The organism is Bradyrhizobium sp. LeoA1Lang (genome assembly GCF_055413685.1).
On sequence record NZ_JBVAPG010000048.1, the window covers coordinates 35,840 to 54,067 of the forward strand.

Here is an 18,228-nt window from a genome sequence, read left to right on the forward strand (position 1 = left end):
GCGGGAGAAAGCCAAAGACAAAGACATGGTCTCAGCAGCAGAACAACTTGCGGCAAACCTCAATTTCGCCGCGCTGGCCAAGGCCGAAGAACTAAAGAAGCGCATCTGGTTTACGCTGGGTGCGCTGCTTGTTTATCGGCTCGGTACCTATATCCCGCTGCCGGGCATCGACCCCAACGTCTGGGAGCAGGTGTTCCGCTCGCAGGCGGGCGGCATCCTCGGCATGTTCAACATGTTCGCCGGCGGCGGCATCAACCGCATGGCGATCTTCGCGCTGAACATCATTCCGTACATCTCGGCATCGATCATCATCCAGCTGCTGACCACGGTCTCGCCGCAGCTCGAGGCGCTGAAAAAGGAAGGTGAGGCGGGCCGCAAGACGCTCAATCAGTTCACCCGCTATCTCACGGTGATCCTTGCCACGTTCCAGTCCTACGGCATCGCCGTCGGCTTGCAGGGCGCCGGCAACGTCGTCAGCGAACCCGGCATGTTCTTCCTGCTGTCGACGACGATTACGCTGACCGGCGGCACCATGTTCCTGATGTGGCTCGGCGAGCAGATCACCTCGCGTGGTATCGGTAACGGCATCTCGCTGATCATCCTGTCCGGCATCGTCGCCGAGCTGCCCTCGGCGCTCGCCAACATGCTCGAACTCGGCCGTCAGGGCGCGCTGTCGACCGGCCTGATCCTGGTCGTGATCGTCATGGCGGTCGCCGTGATCGCCTTCATTGTCTTCATGGAGCGCGCCCAGCGCCGCCTCCTAATCCAGTATCCGAAGCGCCAGGTCGGCAACAAGATGTTCGAAGGCCAGTCCTCGCATCTGCCGCTCAAGCTCAACACCTCGGGCGTGATTCCGCCGATCTTCGCGTCCTCGCTGCTGCTGCTGCCGACCACGGTCGCGAACTTCAACGCCGGCAAGGGGCCGGAATGGATGCAGTGGCTGACCACGCAGCTCAGCCACGGCCGGCCGCTGTTCCTGTTCCTGTATCTTGCGCTGATCGTGTTCTTCGCCTTCTTCTACACCGCGATCGTGTTCAACTCGATCGAGACTGCCGACAACCTGAAGAAGCATGGCGGCTTCATTCCGGGTATCCGCCCGGGCGAGCGCACGGCCGAGTACATCGACTATGTGCTGTCGCGCATCACGGTGGTTGGCGCGATCTATCTTGCGATCGTATGTCTCATCCCGGAGATTCTGATTTCCTACGCCTCCGTGCCGTTCTACTTTGGCGGTACCTCGCTTCTGATCGTGGTCAGCGTGACCATGGATACGGTGGCACAGGTTCAGGGCTATCTGCTTGCCCATCAGTATGAAGGGCTGATCCGCAAATCCAAATTGCGCGGACGCCGCCGCTAAAGGGGCGGCGCGTCGCACGCTTGAATAGCTGGTCCGGGATCGCGTCACCCCCAGCAAGAGAACTTCTTCGCCAAGGTCCGTCCATGCCACTGGTTGGTCTCCGGCTAATTTATGGCTCTCGGGTAAGACAGCCAGAATGCGTTCGGTCCAAAGCGACATCGATCTGGAACCAAGCAACGCTCGTTCGCCGGTTACGATGGCAGCGTCGCGCAGAGCGGTCGTGAGACGACTCCTCGAACGCTCAATCATTTCTACCTCGACGTGCGGAAATTGTTGCGTGTATTCGACGAGAGTCGCCCGAAGATTGCTAGCGCAAGTGACGTATAGAAGCCTACTGAGAGCCGACCATGCTAACCACGTTCTGTCATTTGCGCCGATACTACAAAACTGTCGACCTGTTCAAGGATGCTCCTTGCGACGCGTAGGAAGCGGTTGACCGAATCGTGTTTCTCGGACGCCGCCACTATATCGATCGAAGACGGGCGTTCCGATCGTATACTAAAGTCGACGAATGCAGCGGCTCAAAGTCGTTTGTTGTATCATCAAGGTCTCTACGGCGGCTCGAAAGCTGCCGTGATCCGTTGCCTCAATAGAGTAGAAGAGGTGTTGGCGGTAGTTGCATCATAATTACGGCGATTTAAAGTTGAGCATTTCGGTACGCGTCATCGCGTTGTGCCTCCTCACTCTCTAAAGGCATCGACGATGAAGTTGCTAAATTCAATAGCGACAGTTGTTTTCGGTCGGGCTACAAGGCGAATGATCCCCGGATGCCGAACTAATTCGACGTTGCAGTAGGGGCACCATCTCCTCCTGTAGAACACGAGGACGATCGGGCCGCGACGCAGCGCCTCGCGCGAGGAGAACGCCTCGCCGTAGCCGTCACGCAGCTGGAAAGAGGGGGCTTGCTCCCCGGCGTGCATGGCCCGCTCGGCCAATCCGGATGCGGCGAGCTCTTCCACCGCCCGTTGTCGAACCAGCGTCACCTTCGGCGGCGTCTTGGCGAGACGCTCGGCTTTCAGCGCGTCCAGTTTGTCTTGGAGTGACATTTTCGTCTCGTCGCGCGCGGCCTGGTGTGGCCTTGGGATAATCGCTTGTCCAGTGCGGCGGCGGTAGTCTTGCCGCGCGAGTGTGAGTTATTCTTGTCATGCATGAATGGTCGCCCGCTGCTCGGCAAGCTCAATCTGACGCCGCAAAAGCCCTCGCAACGGGCGTATCAGCGCGATCCGAGGCGATTGAGCGGTGTCAGCGCGAGACCTATCTGGCCATCGCCCGGCACAAGACAAGGCTGCTGAAGACTATGTGCAATCGACCGAGGGGCGGCTGACGCTGCACTACCTGCCAGGATACGCGCCGGAGTTGAACCCAGACCACTCATATGAAGCGCGCTGGCGTGGCCAGGACGCCGCTGCGCAAGGGTGAGCGGTTGCAGGACAAGATCGAGGCGCAGTTGGCTCGTCTCAAGGCTGCGCCCCGGCTCATCCAGTCTTTCTTCAGAGCGCCGAGTGTCGCCTATATTGCCGACTGATGAGTAATAAAGCTGTATGCTCTGGTGAACGCGATGAGCGCGGCGGCGCCCAAGAACACCGAAATCGGATACCAAAAGGTGGGATGGAGGATGACGAACGGTATCAAACCAACGGCGAGGGCAGGTGGCATATGGACTTTAAACATCCGCAAAATAGCAATCGAGCAAAGCATGGTAACCGTCACGCCCAAAAACTCTGCGTGAAAGCCCGTGCTCAGGAGTAAGCCGATGGACGCGGTCAGGAAACATACGAGAGGAAACAATACCGGCCGTGACATCCAGCCAGGAAGCTCCGGGTGGCCGAATAATTCATAGGCTACGACGATCAGTGGAGGGAATAACAGGAAGCGCAATCCCGTTGCTTGAGCCGCCACTCCCAGCGCGAAGACGAATGCCGTCAGTGCGAAGATCCAGAACCGATCTCTCGGCGGAGTTTCGGCGGTCTCAATAATCCGGCTCTCCTTGCTCCCCTCAGATAGGTAACGATGAGGATCAAGGCGCTTCCAGAGCGTCAACGCAATGGCGAGTACTGCGAGTCCCGCCAGAATGGCGGCGGGGTAACCCCAGCTCATCACGCCGAGGGCCATTGGAAGCACACCGGCAGAGATGGATGCTCCGATGTTCGATCGGAGCAGTTTAATAGCAAAAAGGCTCAGGAGGGCAACAACAGTTACCGCGAGGGCGCTGTATTCCCAGTGTCGGGTAATCATCACCCCTAGGATCGCGGTGATCGTAGGGGTAGCAACTAGTCTGATTGGTTGGCTTGCCCATTTTCCGCAGGGGCGCGTGAATACATCATACGCTAAAGCGGCAATCTCAGGAAACAGGATAAGAGATATGCCCGTGGTATCGACTGCAAGCCCAATTCCTCCCACGAAGGTAACCGCAAGAAATTCGGCAACTAATCTCGTTGTGTATTTCACAATAGTCTAATCTTCCGAATTCCTCTGCAGACGAGACGAAAATAGGAACGCGAAACCCAACGTCTAATGACCATCGGTTATTGAATCGATGCCATCGACGCCGTTTAGCACGTCGGGCTTGCTGGCTTATTCTGTGCCCGCCTCGCGTGACTGACGCTGAAGATGGATACCCATCGGGAAGCGCGAAGGCTTTGAGCCGCGCGTCTGGATATTCTTTTCGTAGTGGAGATAGCAGATGCCACCCATCACCAGCTTGCTCACCTTCGCGGCGATTGCGCTGGGCGTGGTCCTGACGCCAGGGCCTAACATGGTCTATCTTGTCTCGCAATCGATCTGCCAAGGGCGGACCGCCGGCCTGATCTCCCTGGGCGGGGTCGCACTCGGGTTCGTCTTCTACATGCTATGCGCGGCATTCGGCATCACCGCGCTCGTGTTGGCCGTGCCCTACGCTTACGATGCCGTCCGCTTCGCGGGCGCCCTATATCTTCTCTGGCTAGGCTGGCAGGCCGTGCGCCCGGGTGGACGTTCCCCCTTCCAGGTGAACGATCTGCCCGAGGATAGCCCGCGCAAGCTCTTCCTCATGGGCTTCCTCACCAACCTGCTGAATCCTAAGATCGCGGTTATGTACCTGTCGCTGTTGCCGCAGTTCATCAGCCCGGCGAATGGCGGCGTGCTGGGGCAAGCGCTCGTTCTCGGCACCACCCAGATATTCATCAGCGTGTTCGTGAACGCTATGATCGCGACGTCCGCTGCGTCGATCGCGCACTTTCTCACACAACGCCCAACCTTTGCGACCGTCCAACGGTGGGTGATGGGAACGGTGCTCACCGGCCTAGCCGTGCGGATGGCGACGGAGGCGCGCCGGTAGTTCAAACGGATTTCCGGACCTGCTGGCTCGCGGGCCCGGCAGCGCGCGGGCTCCCTCCAAGACGGTTCGCGGGGCTCAGGACATCGCGCAGCGCCGCGCTGATTTCGAGGCGGCGCTAGCAGCACACCCCGACGGACTCTACGAAAGACAGCGATACGGTGCGAGCTTTCGCCGATCCAACGATGAACGACGCGACAGCCTGTTTGCGCGAGAATTGGCAGGTACAGACATTGCCAGTTTCAATCGTGTCCTGGCGGCGATTTCAACAGGCTTTTCGCCTTAGTCATCGACCGTAAGGTCCATGATAAATGGTTATCGGATAGATAGTCACAGGGCATTTGCCTTTATCCGGCGGCGGCGGCATCCTCCAATTAATTCGCAGTATGCGCTAAGGCCGCTGTGCTGTGGCGCACAGCCTCGGGGTCGGTCGGCCGACGCCAGAGTTGAAGGAATCCCGTGGAGAGAGCAACTTCGTTAGCTCGACGAGAGGGGACGGATGTATGCGACCGATCGCGGCGGACCGTACTGAATTGGGCGGGAGCGACGCTGGCCGGGGCTGCAGCGTTCGGCTTTGAGCCGCCGTCGCTTCGACTCACGGAAGCGCTTGCCAAAAACGGTGTGGTTGACCTCGGCACCGGCGACATCGCGCTGGTGAACTATGCATACGCATTCGAGCAACAGTTCAAGGCGCTTGAGAGCCGTTGTGAGGTTGGCGATGGGCTTTGATCCAGTCTTCTTATCCCGATTGCAATTTGCTTGGGTAATCGGTTGGCACATTCTGCTTCCCGCTTTCACGGTCGGTCTTGCCGCCTACATCGCGTTGCTGGAGGGGCTCAACTTTGTAACGGGGCGCCAAGCCTATCTTTGCGTTTCGATGTTCTGGATCAAGATCTTCTCGATTTCGTTCGGGATGGGCGTCGTGACGGGTATCGTCATGCCTTTCCAGTTCGGCACGAACTGGAGCCGCTACTCGGACGCCACCGCAAACGTCCTCTCGCCGCTCTTCGCCTACGAGGGCTTGACGGCGTTTTTCCTCGAGGCTGCATTTCTAGGCGTGCTTTTGTTCGGACGAAAGCTGGTGCCGCAATGGGCCCATTTCGTTGCGGCGCTGATGGTGACGCTGGGCACGCTGCTCTCTTCGTTTTGGATACTGGCGGCCAACAGCTGGATGCAGACGCCGGCCGGCTACGAGATCATCGACGGCCGCTTCTTTCCGACGGACTGGTTGCAAGTCGTCTTCAATCCGTCATTTCTGTCGCGGCTCGCGCACACGGTGGTGGCATTTTTTATCACCACAGGTTTCGTCGTGATGGGCGTCGGAGCCTATCTGTTGCAGCGTGAGAAGTGCGCCGAAGAAGGTCGAACTATGCTGTCAATGACGCTGTGGCTCTTGACCGTCTTGGTGCCGCTGCAGATATTCCTCGGTGACCATCAGGGGCTCAACACCCTAAAGTACCAGCCGGCCAAGCTTGCGGCAATCGAGGCGCATTGGGAAACCAGCCGCCGCGTTCCGATCACGCTCTTCGCCATCCCCGACGAGAAGACCGAAACGAATCATTTCTCGCTCGACGTGCCTTTCGTGGGGAGCCTTATCCTGACTCACGAGATCGACGGAGAGGTCAAGGGTCTGAAGGATTTTTCGGCGGATCAGCGACCGCCGGTCGCGATTCCATTCTTCGCATTTCGCATCATGGTCGGTTGCGGCCTCGTGATGCTTGGTATTGTACTACTTGGCGGCTGGCTTCGTTGGCGTGGCCGGCTCGATGATACGCCGCTCTTTCTCCAACTGTGTCAGCTCGTAATTCCAATCGGCTTCATCGCCGTCATTGCCGGATGGGTCGTGACGGAAGTCGGACGCCAACCCTGGACAGTCTACGGCCTGTTGCGCACTGCGGACTCGGTGTCGCCGTCGTTGACCGGCTCCGACCTACTGATCTCTCTGCTCGCCTATGTGGCCGTCTATCTGTTCATGTATCCTTCTGGTGTGCTCCTCATGTGGCGCGTCGTGCGGACAGGTCCGGCAACTACTGAAGAGCCAGACGCGGCCATCGAGGCTGGACGACCCAAGGCCCCCGTCTTGGCCGGAGGGCATGTTGGCGCGGGAGATGGCGCATGACCCAGGTCCTCGACTTCGTGCCGATCTGGACACTGATTCTGGCGATGGCAGTGTTCTTCTACGTCTTGCTCGACGGTTTCGATCTCGGTGTCGGCATGCTCTTTGGCTTCGCGCCGGACACTGCAGCGCGAGATACGATCATGAATTCGATCGCACCGATCTGGGATGGGAACGAGACGTGGCTCGTGTTCGGTGGGCTCGGCCTGCTGGCGGCCTTCCCGCTCGCCTTCGCCGTCATCATTCCGGCTACCTATTTCCCGATCCTTGTGATGTTGCTTGCGCTGGTGTTCCGCGGCGTCGCCTTCGAGTTTCGCTTCCGCGATGGCGAGCATAAGACGTTTTGGGATCACGCCTTCTCTTATGGATCAGGCATTGCGACGTTTGCACAGGGTTTGGTGCTCGGCAGTTTCATTCAAGGGTACGAGGTCGCTGGGCGGGCGTTCTCAGGCAGCTCATTTTCTTTCTTAACGCCATTCTCGATCCTCACCGGCATCGCCCTCCTGTTCGGCTATGGGCTTCTCGGCGCGGGATGGCTGATCCTGAAAACGGAAGGCGACATCCAGAGCGCGGCTCGCCGCTACGGCCGTGTGTGTCTTGTGGCCGTGCTTGTAGCCATCGTCATTGTGAGCATTTGGACCCCTCTCGCAAATTCGGCCGTCGCCGATCGATGGTTCGCTTGGCCAAATCTCCTCCTGTTGGCCCCGGTTCCGATCGCGACCGCGGCGGTCGCGCTCGTCACGTGGCGCGCCCTCGGCAACCGCCAGGCTCAAGTCCTGCCGTTCGCTGGGGCGATCCTGCTCTTCGTCTTATCGTATTCGGGCATCGCCATCAGCCTTTATCCAATGATCGTTCCGCACCACTTCACTTTGTGGGAGGCCGCGTCCTCCGCCCGAACCCAGGCGTTCCTTCTGGTCGGCACCCTTGTGCTGCTACCTGTGATCTTGATGTACAGTAGCTGGTCCTATTGGGTATTTCGCGGAAAAGTTCGAGCGGACATCGGCTATCACTGAAAGCCAGCTGGTTGGTTAAAATTGCGCATCAATGATAGAATGTGCGGCGCCGGTGTACAGAAAGTGTAGTCGATGGATTGGGAGCGGATTCGGATCTTTCTCGATGTGGCGCGAGCAGGGCAGATCTTGAAAGCGTCGAAGCACCTGAAACTGAATCACGCAACCGTCGCCCGTAAGCTCACCGCATTGGAGAAGAGTCTCAATGCCAAGCTGCTCGAGCGGCACACGTTTGGTTGCACGCTGACGCCGGCAGGGGAAGCTCTGGTCGGAGCCGCGGAACGCGCGGAAAGTGAATTTCTCAAAGTCGGTTCAACGATCGGGGCGGGCACGGAGGCGATAACTGGCACTGTCCGGGTGGGCGCCCCGGATGGCCTCGGTAATTATTTTCTAGCCGAGCAATTGGGGGCGCTGGCGGCCCGACATTCCGGGCTCGTTATTCAATTGGTGCCGCTTCCACGCACCTTCTCTCTGTCCCGCCGGGAGGCCGATATCGCCATCACCCTCGATCGCCCGAAACAGGGCCGTCTTATCCTTTCGAAGCTGACCAACTATACGTTGAGCGTCTATGCCGCTCAGAGTTATATTTCGCGCGAAGGCCAGATTGCCACCCCAGCGGACCTGGCCGGCCGCTTATTCGTCACCCATGTCGAGGACTTCGCTTACAGCCGCGCTCTGGATTACGCATCCTCGCTTGGACGTCTTATGTCGCGTCGCTACGAATGCGGTAGTGTTGTTGCGCAAGTGGAGGCTGTTCGCAACGGTCACGGCATTGGCATCTTGCACGATTACGCAGCAGTTCGCTTTCCGGAGTTGATACGCCTGCTTCCCGCCATCCGCTTTGTTCGATGCTATTGGATTACCTCGCATCCGGACACGCATGAGACGCAGCGCGTTCGAGAAGTACACCGCTTTATCGCCGGCGCAGTTAAGGCAGCGAAAGCATCTTTCGAGGCCGATTGACAATTGCCGTCGTTCCCTCGCGCCATTTCGCGAGCTGCCTGCTCATTATGCCCTCGCGCTGGGGCGTTTGGTCGTCGTCTCGAACCAGCGCGTCAGATTGGCCAGCTCTTTTGGAATCGGCCCGCCGGTGATCTCCTCAAAGCGCGAACGAGCACGCCCCAGGCGCCGGCGAAATTGTTGGCTAGGCAGTTTGCGCTCCTCGGTGCCACGGGAACGGTCGGCATGGCGCTGTCCCTCCTGGATATGGCGTTTTGGGATGCTATCGCTCAGATGCATCGCGTGCCGCTGGCGGCGCTACTCGGCGGGCGACCTCAGGCGCTATCGGCCTACGATAGTCGCGGCCTTGGTCTTATGGAGCAGGATAGGTTGAAAGCGGAGACGAGCGCTCTTCTCGAATTGGGTCTAAAGACCGTCAAGCTCCGCCTCGGCTATCCTTCAGTCACCGAAGACATCGCCGCGATAGAGGCGGTCAGAAGCGTTGTGGGCGATGACGTCGCCATCATGGTTGACTACAATCAGGCGCTTACGGTCGTCGAAGCGTTCGCGCGTGGAAGAGACTTGGATCGAATGGGCGTCTACTGGTTGGAAAAACCGATCATGCACGACGATTACGCATCTTATGCGGCTTTAGCGCACGAGCTTCGAGTGCCAGTCCGGATCGGCGACAATTTCAACGGACCCACGGCAATGATGCAAGCATTGGAATGCGGGGCGCCGATTTCGTCATGCCGGACCTCGCGCGCATCGGCGACGTAAGCGGCTGGATGCAGGCCGCCGGTGTCGCCGCGGCGAAAGGCATCGAAATGTCATCGCTGGCTCGAGTACCCGGGGACTGGGCCGACGCAATCCTCGAAACGCTGTTGCGGAATCTCGGATGGAAAGGTTGACACCTCTACGTTCGCAGGCACTGGAATCGTATGGGACGAGGCCAAATTAAGACGACTGGACAGCCTTTGATCGTGCCGTTCGGGGCTCACGCAAGTTCACCAGTCAGAAACTGAGCGTGGCCCGAGCCGAACGACCAGTCAGCGTCTCCATTTTCGACGAAAGAGACGATGATGTCTGAGCTTTCGAGATTGCAGGTATCCTTGAGCATCCGACACAACAGCTCGTAGAATTCGATCTTTTGTCTCTGTGGCCTACGTCGGGATGTGACCTCTACCAAAACGACCCGGCTAGTGCGCGGAATTCCAAGACCGGTATCCAAGGTTATCATCCTGCCAGGACGATATTCTGATACAAGTTGATACCGATCGCCTTCAGGCACATGAAATGCAGCGACGACCGCGGCGTGAGCCGTGTCAAGGAGCTTCTCGATCTCGGCGTCCATTCGGCCTTCGAGAATATTGAATCGAAGCAGCGGCATCTGGTCTATCCTTTCTCTGATTTCGAGGATCACCGGGCTAGGTGCTAACCTTCGGCGGCGGGGGCCGTACTTTTCGGCGGTCCAGACTTGTACGGACCAGCGCAGTCGGCATCACAAACTCGGCGCCCACCTGCGTCGCTCGGGGCAGGCAACAGTTTGTGGTCGATGACGTTGGGGATTGTCGCTGGCACAAGCTGGTCTCTGTATTGAATGCTTGATCCAGACGATATGCGGTCGATAAAATTGCGCATCAACGAACGAGTTTGCGGCTCCGTTGTGCAGAAAGTGTAGTCGATCGATTGGGAGCGGGTGGTGATATCCCTCGAAGTCGCGATCGGCCTCGTTGCGACGCAGACTTACCAGGTTTCCCAGGCCGCGATGGCCGCGCCGCACGCGAAGTGACAGCACGACCCGCCCGTCCGACGGTGCGTCGTGATCGGTCCGTCGCGAATTCCGCCGTGCGATACTGTGCCGGGGCACAGCGCATCCCGTTCCTCAAGCGCCGCACCGGCAGAAGTCGGCTATTGCTGGGTGAGAGAAACCAGCGAGATCGCTACGCCGCCGCCTTTTCCTTCTTCGACCCGCTTTTCTCGTCAGCCTTCGCGGCTCCCTTCGGCGGCTTGGCCACAGTTATCTTCGCCGGTTTGGTGACGAGCTTTGCTTCGTCGCTCTCAAGCGACTTGCGTAGGCGCGGCGCCCCGAATTCGAGAAAGCTGCGCATTTTGATGGGGAGACGGCCCTGGGCCGCGTGGATAAGATGCACAGGCATCGGTTCGGGCTCGAATTCCTGCAGCACGACCTGCAACTTTCCTTCGGCGACCGCCTTAGCGACCTGGTAGGAGATCACGTGTGTCACACCGATGCCGGCGATGGCGGCGTCGATCGCGGACTCGGCCGTGTTGATGTTTAGCCGGCACGTCGGACGGACGGGCTGGCTCGCGCTGCGGCCCTTGCCGGGGAAGACCCATGACGAGTTGCCGTTGAGTGCCGCGAAGGTGACGCACGTGAGGTCGACGAGGTCCGACAGCTGCTTCGGCACGCCGTGCTTGGCGAAATATTCCGGGCTTCCGACGACGACGCGCCGGACGCTGCCGACGCGCGTCGCGATCATGCTGCTGTCGGGCAGGGCGCCGATCTGGACCGCCATGTCGATGTTGTCTTCGGACAGATTGACGCCCCGGTCGGACAGAGACATGCGCACGTTAATCTCGGGATACGCCTTCAGAAAGTCGTTGACGATGCCGAGCACGTGAAAACGGCCGAACGTGATCGGTGCCGTCAGGATGAGCTCCCCGCGCGGCGCGGTGTATTCGCCGGACGCCAGCGTCTCCGCGGCGTTGATGTCGTCGAGGATCCTTCTGGAAGCCGCCAGATACGCGGCGCCCGCGTCGGTGAGCGAGAGCTTCCGCGTCGTTCGGACGAGCAGGCGGGACTTCAGATGATTCTCGAGTTCGGAGACCTTCCGGCTGACGGTCGGCAGCGGGATCCCGAGCTTTCGGCTCGCGCCCGAGAAGCTGCCGCTGTCAACAGTGGCCACGAAGATCTGCATTGCTTCGAGACGGTCCATAGATATTCTCACTGAATGAGAGGATCACTGCCGAAAATAGCCGATTATGAAGGCCAAGGAAAAGGCCTAGGTCTATATCGTCTTCAATTTGAACAACGGAACTAGGTCATGTCCAAGATCTTCTCAGCCCTCAAGAGACTCGCCGGCTCCTCGATCCTCGAAGACGATAAGTCGGTGCGCCGCAGGATCCGCCAACTCGAAGCCGAGAACGAAGAGCTTCGCGAGAAACTTGCCTATCGCCGACCGTGGATGTTCTGAACGGCGCGTCATGAGGACACCCAAATCTGTCAAAGGAGCGGAGGACTTCGGCAGGATCCGCCTGTCGAGGTCCTTCTTCATTCGAGAATGCCATATCCATGGCCCGATCAACCTTCCCGGGAATCCGGATCTTGCGGTCGCGGCGGGATCGAAGCTCTAAAGCGAGCTTCGGGAGCCGCTGCAGGAGATCTTCGGAAGGATCAGCATCCGGTCCCGATATCGATCGCCACAGGCCAATCAGCTCGGAAACGACCGCTACGGAAACTGCGCGTCGAACGAGGCCGACAAGGGGCGGCACAGCTTGGACCGGCGCAGCAGCGACGGAGGCATGGGCGCGATGGCGACAATCGTCGTGCCGTGGCTCGTCGACTTCCGCGAAAAGGGCGTGTGCTGGACATCGATGGCACCACTTACCCTACAGCGAGCTCCAGCTTCCCGGAGCTTTTCGCGTTCAGCATCGGATGGCACGAGCATCCGAAAACGCGCAGTCCGTCGGATTGGTCGCCTCATTCCATTTCGCCGGGCGCTTCATAGTGATGAGAGTAACGGTGGTGCCTTCGCCGACCTCGGTCTCGTCGAGCTCCGCTCGGTGATGGCCATGCCCGCGGGCACCTCAGTGTCCTTGGTGACCTGGCCGCCCTCGAGGTGGTAGTCCTGCAGGATCTGGTCCCGGCCGTTCCGCTGGGCCTCGTGGTGCTTCATCCTGTCCGCCAGCGGACGAGGGACTTTTCGTCGCGCCAGCCGGAAAGGAAGAGGATCCAGCCCTCCCGTTGAAAGCTCCTATAGCGGATGTTGTCGACGAATCCCTCCACCTGCTCGAGATCCGACCGCAGCATCTTCGCTGTGTCGAGAAACTCGACCGACGTGCAGTAGACGTTGCGTTTGAGCCCGTTGTCCGGCGAAGAGCCGGCGGTCTCAGGCAAAGCTTCATCTGCTCAAGTACGACCTCGGTCTGGCGTTTGATTGTACTGGGCCCCTTGATGATTTCGCCCGCTTTGTCGAGCGGGGCGCCCCGGTGACGTGCAGCGTGTCGCGTGGCGGACAACCGTGCCCGTCGGGGCGTTGTATTTCTCGAGCAGGCTCGCGAGCGGCTTGACGCGGATGATCTCTCGCTTCATGCGGGCCCTTTCGTGTTGGAATGCGTGCAGCGGTCTCGGGCGGGCGGCCGGACCGGAACGGAGACGCCCGATGCGGTCTCCATCCGCCAGTCACGCCACCTTCGGCTTAGCCGGCGGCACGGACGGGAAGTCGATCGGCGTCTGCACAGCGTTGTTGATGAAGTTCGTGAGCAGGAACTGCGCGGTCAACGCGATCATCTCAATGATGTTGGCATCTGACCATCCAGCCTTCCGCACCGCCTCGAACTCCTCGTCAGACACCTTGCCAGCGGTCTCGATCAGGCGTTTAGCGAACAGAATGGCCGCCTGACGCTTCGGATCGGCGGATCTGCCTTCGCGATTGATGGAGATCTCGTCGACGTCGATTTTGGCGAGATTGCGCGCGGTGTAGGAGTGCGCCGCCAGACAGTAGTTGCATCCGTCGGCCTCGGAGACGGCGAGCGCGATGCCGTCGCGGGTCTTGAGGTCGAGAGTCGTGCTCAACGAGCCCATGAGCCCGGCCCAGCCGTTGAGGGCAGCGGGGCTGATCGACATCAGACGCTGAAGGTTCGGCACGAAGCCCAGCGTCTTGTTGACCTTCTCAAGCGCGGGTTGCGATGCATCGGGAGCTTCTTCGCGGGTGGGGATCTTGATACGGGATGACATGGCGTCTGCCTTTCGGTTGGTAATTTGGATCGTCCATCCACTCCGAGATCTACTTGCCGCAGCGCGCGTGATAATCCAACTTCTTTGGAATGGATCCTCTCATTCGTTGAAAGATACGGTTCACCGCCATCATCAACGCCACGATCGGCAAGATCGATATTCCAGCCTGGTGCTTCGGCCTGGCCGAGCAAGAGTATCAGGGCTGTTCTCCGGCTCACATCGCCGCAGGATTCACCACTGCGCCGGACGGCCGGCGGATGTTGTCGGGACGATCGGCGGAAGCCTCATGGTGCAGCACTACGTGAAGACGCTCGGTCACAAGGACCGTCTGATCCTGGATTCGACGTCGGACGTGTTCACGCCCAACGGACGCACGACGATCCACGTGACGTGGGAACTGAGTGTCAACGCGATCGGTGAAGACAAGTGCGTCAACGCAATGGCGAGTACTGCGAGTCCCGCCAGAATGGCGGCGGGGTAACCCCAGCTCATCAGGCCGAGGGCCATTGGAAGCACACCGGCACAGATTCGCTGCTCCGATGTTCGATCGGAGCGGTTTAATAGCAAAAAGGCTCAGGAGGGCAACAACAGTTACCGCGAGGGCGCGCGACGCTCGCCGCGGCCTATGTTGCGGGCGTCATCGTATTGCAGCGCTTGTGTGTGCTGCTTCCGGCCAACGCCACCGGAAACACGGAACTAAACCTCAAAGGCGCATGGCGCCTGAGCCGCGGCAATAGTTGGGGGCTGTTCTCGGGCATTGTCGCGCGCATGTTGATGCCCCTTGTTCTGGTCGGCCTTGTTTTTGTCGGGGTGATCCTCATCCCAGTTGCCGGCAGCCTTTATCGGGCGCAATGGGCCGCCGCGAGCGCGCTTGCCACCTGCCTCTGGCTGATCGCATGGTCGATTGGCACCGGCTTTCTGTCGCACCCGTACCGGCCTTTGAACCGCACGTAAGCTGACTCTAGCTTCGCGGTGTCCCCGGAACAGGTCCGGCGCGCGGCGCGTAAGCATGTGTACTTAGTTCGTCTTGGTGCGGATCGGAATGTCCTTGAGGCCGTTATTGTCATAGGCCTTGCGCAGTAAGCCGTTCGATTCGGCGTCGGTCATGAACTTGGTCGCAAACGCCAGCGACTGCGGATGATCCAGCGGCACCGCGACCGCGGTGACGGTCTGTTTGAAGGTGTCGTCCAGCACATGTGTGCCGGGAATCTTTTTGGCCATTGCGTTGAGCTGGTCGCGCTCCAGCGCGAACGCATCGATCTCGCCGCCCTTCAGAAGGTTGAAGATCTCGTCATAGGTCTGATAGCCCGTCACCTTGGCGTTCTTCAGATGCGCGATCGCACCGCGCATGATCGTGGTGTTGTTGACGGCAGCGACCTTGGTGCCGGGTTGGTCGAGCGTCGCAAAATTCGTTACCGGCGAATTGGCCTTGACGATGTAGGTGGTATCCGCGACCATGTAGCTCGGGCCGAACGACATCTTGGTCTCGCGCTCCGGGTCTTTCGGCAGGAACGTGATATCCCAGCTGCCTTTCGAGGCGGAGTCGGTGATCTGGCCGGAGTTCTGGAAAACCACATAGTCCACGGGCACGCCGAGTTGCGCCGCCATCTCCTTGCCGAGGTCGACCGGCACGCCGGCATATGCTCCGGATTCTTTCTTGGTCGACCAGAACGCGCCGCCGGACGGGCTGATCCCGATCGCCACCCGCAGCTTGCCGGTGGGAGAGATTTCACCTTTCAGCGAGGCGGCACCTGCCGGAACGGCGATCATCGAGACCGCGAGGACGAGGCCGGCGAGATAAGGTACGGATTGAAGGATAATTCGAAATTCTCCACCCACTGGCCCGTCATCAGCATCGAGCCTTCATCAGCGTCAGTCACGCGAGGCAGGCACAGAATAAGTCAGCAAGCCCGACGTGGTAAACCGCGTCGATGAAATCGATTCAATAACCGATTGTCATTAGACATCGAGTTTCGCGTTCCTATTCTCGTCGGGTAGTGGATGGCCATTTTTAACACGAACAGGAGTTATCATGAAGATTCAAGTCCGCAGCTTCGCGATTGCGCTCGCAATTGCTATCGGGCGCGGCGGGGTTATCCGTACCCTTCGTACCGGGGCTATCCCGCCTATAGTGCGTATTGGGGCTATCCGACCTATTACTATCCGGGCTTCTCTTACGGCTGGTGGTGACTACGGCTGGTGGTGACGACAAAGCTTGGCAGCGTGCGGCTCCTTCGAGCCGCCGCTAGCCAACATGTATTTGAGAGATTTTAGCGTGCCTCGGTCACGCGCACGTCGCTCTGGAGTCACGAGCGGTAATGTTCAGACTGATCGATGTTTCCGCCTGGCCGTTAGAAGCCGACATCTACGCCTTTGGTACACGCTCGGCCACAAAGCTCGGTATCAGCCCTCTACACGACTGAAAAAATTCCACTCCGAACATGCGAAGGAGAGCACCATTATCGACAGTGGACATGTGGACGCCCCACTAGACAGGACTGAAAAAACCTTTGATGCCGTACCACTACGAACGCACTCCCTGACGCTCGCCTCCAAAGCCTTGCGCGAGGTGCAGGTCGATTTGGCGTACTTCGACCGCATCACAACGATAGGACGGCTTGCGGCCTCGGTCGCCCCTGAAGTGACGCAGTCCATTGCGGCGATAGTCACTAATGCCCAAGCCGCTCGGCACTTTCTGGATCATCGACCCCCGGCCCTGGGCGAGGTACGACAAACGCTCGATTGCATCGTGAGGGACGCTTATCGAGCCAGTGACGTGATCTACCGGATCCGGGGGCTCTTCAAGGAGGCGCCACCGAAGAAGGAGCGCGTGGAGATCAATGGAGCGATCCGCGACGTGCTCGAGCTGACGCGTGACGAGGTGACGAAAAACGGCGTATCAGTGCTGACGCAGTTCGCAGAGCCCTCGCCGACTGTCCAAGCAGATCGGGTGCAACTACAGCAAGTAATCCTCAATTTGATTATCAACGCTATGGAGGCAATGAGCAGCATGCGCGAAGAAGCACGCGAGTTGCTGATTTGCACGGAGAAAGAGGAATCAAACGGCGCACTGGTGGCGGTACGAGATTCGGGTCCGGGATTGGATCTGAAGAGTGTCGACCGCCTATTCGAGGCCTTCTATACCACCAAGGTCCGAGGCGTCGGCATAGGCTTGACCGTCTGCCGTTCGATCATCGAGGCGCACGGCGGGCGGATGTGGGCCGGCGCGAATGAACCTCGGGGCGCCTCCTTTCAGTTCACTCTGCCTCTAGAGCGCGACGAGCGTGTTCTAGCAAGGCATGCTGGCTCAAGTCTTCCGTTCGCGCCGTGAAGTAGGGATGATATTTGGCGCGACATGCAATAGGTTGATGGCGGCCTTTCCCACCCGGGCGAAAATTTTGCGGAGCGAGCGGGCGCGCGGCTGCGAGCGGGTGTTTGTGGCCGACTGGCTGGACTGGGCCGAGTGGAAGACCGATACCTTCATTACGCGCGACGGGCAGCGCATTCGCTTGGTGCTGCTCAATGCCGTTGCGCCGGGGCGCGGTGCGTTAACACGACTGGTCGACGGCATTCTGGCGTCCGGCTTGCAGCCCGTGGTGGTCGAGCCAAACGCACCCCTGGAGCTGTGGTGTTTGAAGCGGGGCTGGCGCGGGCGGTGGATCGGTCGCGGCAAGGACCGGCATCGGGTGTTTTGTCCGATCACGAAGGGACCTTCGCCATGACGGAAAAGTTACGGCCCGACGCGCCGCACGCGGCGTCATTTCAGATTTGCTTATGCGATGACCGCATTGCGGCCCGCACATCCCGGCGCTCGGCGAGGCCGGCCGGTGCATTTGCGAGCTGGTGCTCGCTGTCGAGCAAATCCCCGCGTTCTGCCGGACCTTGCAGGACATCGATTATGAGAAGGCGGTGGAGCGTGACGACGGCCATCGCTGACTGGTTGAAGAACAATCCGCCGCCGGACCTTCAGGAGCTGGCGGCGAAGCATGTCGGGGCGAGTGGGTGCGCTTTCATGCCGAACTGGAGGCATGGCGCATCCGGCTGAAGTACCGACAGCAGCAGATGCGAGGGTCTATCGCGTGGTGAACGCGGAGACGGGTGAGACCGTGGCGGCGGTGGATGACTTTGCGGTGGCGGTCAAGGCCGCGGAAAGTTTTTGCGGCCGATGACGGCTACCTTGAGGTCTACACCGTGATCGAGGAGGTGGTGGTTTACGAGACGGTGCTGAGAGAGGAGTAGGCTTTGCGGACATTTTCGCCGGAGGAAGTCGAGTTCTCGACGAGGCCGAGACCATGATGCGGCGGATGCTGATGGGAATGTCAGATATTTTGTGTAAGAGACTTCTGTGAAGGGTGAATTGCAGTCGTTTGTTTTATCAGCCGGACATTGGTGTCGATCCCATGGTGGCTAACAGTGGCCGGGCAGCAAGCTCTGTCAAGGCCGTAGCCGCCGCAGGCGGGGGCCGCAGGCCCGCCTTGACAGAGCTTGCTGATCGGCCAAACTCGGGCCGCCGGA

Annotated in this window: 19 protein-coding genes, 2 pseudogenes and 1 riboswitch; of the genes and pseudogenes, 13 read left to right on the plus strand and 8 right to left on the minus strand. The window is 59.5% G+C overall.

Features of this window, described 5'->3' with window-relative positions:
* Window positions 1-25: 25 nt before the first annotated feature.
* Complete coding sequence (secY, locus tag ACZYOF_RS18105) at window positions 26-1,357, plus strand: preprotein translocase subunit SecY (RefSeq protein ID WP_463716590.1); 1,332 nt, start codon at window positions 26-28, stop codon at window positions 1,355-1,357.
* Window positions 1,358-1,408: 51 nt separating this feature from the next.
* Here secY and ACZYOF_RS18110 read toward each other — a convergent pair.
* Together ACZYOF_RS18110 and ACZYOF_RS18115 are read right to left on the minus strand one after the other, a co-directional pair.
* A pseudogene (locus ACZYOF_RS18110) lies at window positions 1,409-1,735 on the minus strand (LysR substrate-binding domain-containing protein); the annotation flags it as partial.
* A gap of 302 nt (window positions 1,736-2,037) precedes the next feature.
* Entirely contained in the window at window positions 2,038-2,403 is a 366-nt protein-coding gene (locus ACZYOF_RS18115) for a redoxin domain-containing protein (protein ID WP_282531948.1), read from the minus strand.
* A gap of 329 nt (window positions 2,404-2,732) precedes the next feature.
* On the opposite strand from ACZYOF_RS18115, the gene ACZYOF_RS18120 reads away from it, so the two are divergent.
* Window positions 2,733-2,882 carry a hypothetical protein gene (locus ACZYOF_RS18120; protein ID WP_282531947.1) on the plus strand — a complete coding sequence of 50 codons (150 nt, stop codon included), beginning with the start codon at window positions 2,733-2,735 and terminating at the stop codon, window positions 2,880-2,882.
* Here ACZYOF_RS18120 and ACZYOF_RS18125 read toward each other — a convergent pair.
* Entirely contained in the window at window positions 2,867-3,805 is a 939-nt protein-coding gene (locus ACZYOF_RS18125) for a hypothetical protein (RefSeq protein WP_282531946.1), read from the minus strand. The genes ACZYOF_RS18120 and ACZYOF_RS18125 overlap by 16 nt on opposite strands.
* Before the next feature lie 136 nt (window positions 3,806-3,941).
* Window positions 3,942-4,022, plus strand: a riboswitch (ZMP/ZTP riboswitch).
* An 18-nt stretch (window positions 4,023-4,040) separates the two neighbouring features.
* Here ACZYOF_RS18125 and ACZYOF_RS18130 point away from each other — a divergent pair.
* The 6 genes from ACZYOF_RS18130 to ACZYOF_RS18155 all read left to right on the plus strand — a co-directional run bounded on the left by ACZYOF_RS18130 (window position 4,041) and on the right by ACZYOF_RS18155 (window position 9,646).
* Complete coding sequence (locus tag ACZYOF_RS18130; protein WP_282531945.1) at window positions 4,041-4,673, plus strand: LysE family translocator; 633 nt, start codon at window positions 4,041-4,043, stop codon at window positions 4,671-4,673.
* A 715-nt stretch (window positions 4,674-5,388) separates the two neighbouring features.
* Complete coding sequence (locus ACZYOF_RS18135; RefSeq protein ID WP_463716591.1) at window positions 5,389-6,789, plus strand: cytochrome ubiquinol oxidase subunit I; 1,401 nt, start codon at window positions 5,389-5,391, stop codon at window positions 6,787-6,789.
* Window positions 6,786-7,799, plus strand: coding sequence for a cytochrome d ubiquinol oxidase subunit II (gene cydB, locus ACZYOF_RS18140; RefSeq protein WP_282531943.1), 1,014 nt, complete (start codon window positions 6,786-6,788; stop codon window positions 7,797-7,799). The genes ACZYOF_RS18135 and cydB overlap by 4 nt, the downstream gene beginning before the upstream one ends.
* Window positions 7,800-7,871: 72 nt before the next feature.
* Complete coding sequence (locus tag ACZYOF_RS18145; RefSeq protein WP_282531942.1) at window positions 7,872-8,759, plus strand: LysR family transcriptional regulator; 888 nt, start codon at window positions 7,872-7,874, stop codon at window positions 8,757-8,759.
* Between the two features lie 222 nt (window positions 8,760-8,981).
* Window positions 8,982-9,515: an enolase C-terminal domain-like protein gene (locus tag ACZYOF_RS18150; protein ID WP_282531941.1), complete on the plus strand. Its 534-nt coding sequence runs from the start codon at window positions 8,982-8,984 to the stop codon at window positions 9,513-9,515.
* Window positions 9,485-9,646 carry a hypothetical protein gene (locus ACZYOF_RS18155; protein ID WP_463716592.1) on the plus strand — a complete coding sequence of 54 codons (162 nt, stop codon included), beginning with the start codon at window positions 9,485-9,487 and terminating at the stop codon, window positions 9,644-9,646. The genes ACZYOF_RS18150 and ACZYOF_RS18155 overlap by 31 nt, the downstream gene beginning before the upstream one ends.
* 86 nt (window positions 9,647-9,732) lie before the next feature.
* On the opposite strand, the gene ACZYOF_RS18160 is transcribed toward ACZYOF_RS18155, so the two are convergent.
* A complete protein-coding gene (locus tag ACZYOF_RS18160) occupies window positions 9,733-10,125 on the minus strand; it encodes a tautomerase family protein (RefSeq protein WP_282531940.1) in 393 nt (130 codons plus the stop codon).
* Between the two features lie 553 nt (window positions 10,126-10,678).
* A complete protein-coding gene (locus ACZYOF_RS18165) occupies window positions 10,679-11,692 on the minus strand; it encodes a LysR family transcriptional regulator (RefSeq protein ID WP_282531939.1) in 1,014 nt (337 codons plus the stop codon).
* 108 nt (window positions 11,693-11,800) lie between these two features.
* On the opposite strand from ACZYOF_RS18165, the gene ACZYOF_RS18170 reads away from it, so the two are divergent.
* Window positions 11,801-11,950 (plus strand): hypothetical protein, encoded by a 150-nt coding sequence (locus ACZYOF_RS18170; protein WP_282531938.1) that lies wholly within the window; start codon window positions 11,801-11,803, stop codon window positions 11,948-11,950.
* Window positions 11,951-12,648: 698 nt separating this feature from the next.
* Here the strand turns inward: ACZYOF_RS18170 and ACZYOF_RS18175 are convergent.
* Complete coding sequence (locus ACZYOF_RS18175; protein WP_282531937.1) at window positions 12,649-12,873, minus strand: antibiotic biosynthesis monooxygenase family protein; 225 nt, start codon at window positions 12,871-12,873, stop codon at window positions 12,649-12,651.
* Window positions 12,874-13,158: 285 nt separating this feature from the next.
* Window positions 13,159-13,713, minus strand: a complete 555-nt coding sequence (locus ACZYOF_RS18180) for a carboxymuconolactone decarboxylase family protein (protein WP_282531936.1) — start codon at window positions 13,711-13,713, stop codon at window positions 13,159-13,161.
* Window positions 13,714-13,826: 113 nt separating this feature from the next.
* On the opposite strand from ACZYOF_RS18180, the pseudogene ACZYOF_RS18185 reads away from it, so the two are divergent.
* Both ACZYOF_RS18185 and ACZYOF_RS18190 read left to right on the plus strand, forming a co-directional pair.
* A pseudogene (locus ACZYOF_RS18185) lies at window positions 13,827-14,143 on the plus strand (hypothetical protein); the annotation flags it as partial.
* 230 nt (window positions 14,144-14,373) lie between these two features.
* Window positions 14,374-14,667 (plus strand): hypothetical protein, encoded by a 294-nt coding sequence (locus tag ACZYOF_RS18190; RefSeq protein WP_282531935.1) that lies wholly within the window; start codon window positions 14,374-14,376, stop codon window positions 14,665-14,667.
* Between the two features lie 63 nt (window positions 14,668-14,730).
* Here the strand turns inward: ACZYOF_RS18190 and ACZYOF_RS18195 are convergent, their stop codons facing one another.
* Window positions 14,731-15,483, minus strand: a complete 753-nt coding sequence (locus ACZYOF_RS18195) for a transporter substrate-binding domain-containing protein (protein WP_463716597.1) — start codon at window positions 15,481-15,483, stop codon at window positions 14,731-14,733.
* Window positions 15,484-16,189: 706 nt separating this feature from the next.
* Between ACZYOF_RS18195 and ACZYOF_RS18200 the strand changes: the two genes are divergently transcribed.
* Both ACZYOF_RS18200 and ACZYOF_RS18205 read left to right on the plus strand, forming a co-directional pair.
* Window positions 16,190-17,044 (plus strand): sensor histidine kinase, encoded by an 855-nt coding sequence (locus ACZYOF_RS18200; protein WP_463716593.1) that lies wholly within the window; start codon window positions 16,190-16,192, stop codon window positions 17,042-17,044.
* A gap of 37 nt (window positions 17,045-17,081) precedes the next feature.
* Window positions 17,082-17,435, plus strand: coding sequence for a hypothetical protein (locus tag ACZYOF_RS18205; RefSeq protein ID WP_463716594.1), 354 nt, complete (start codon window positions 17,082-17,084; stop codon window positions 17,433-17,435).
* The last annotated feature ends 793 nt before the right edge of the window (window positions 17,436-18,228 follow it).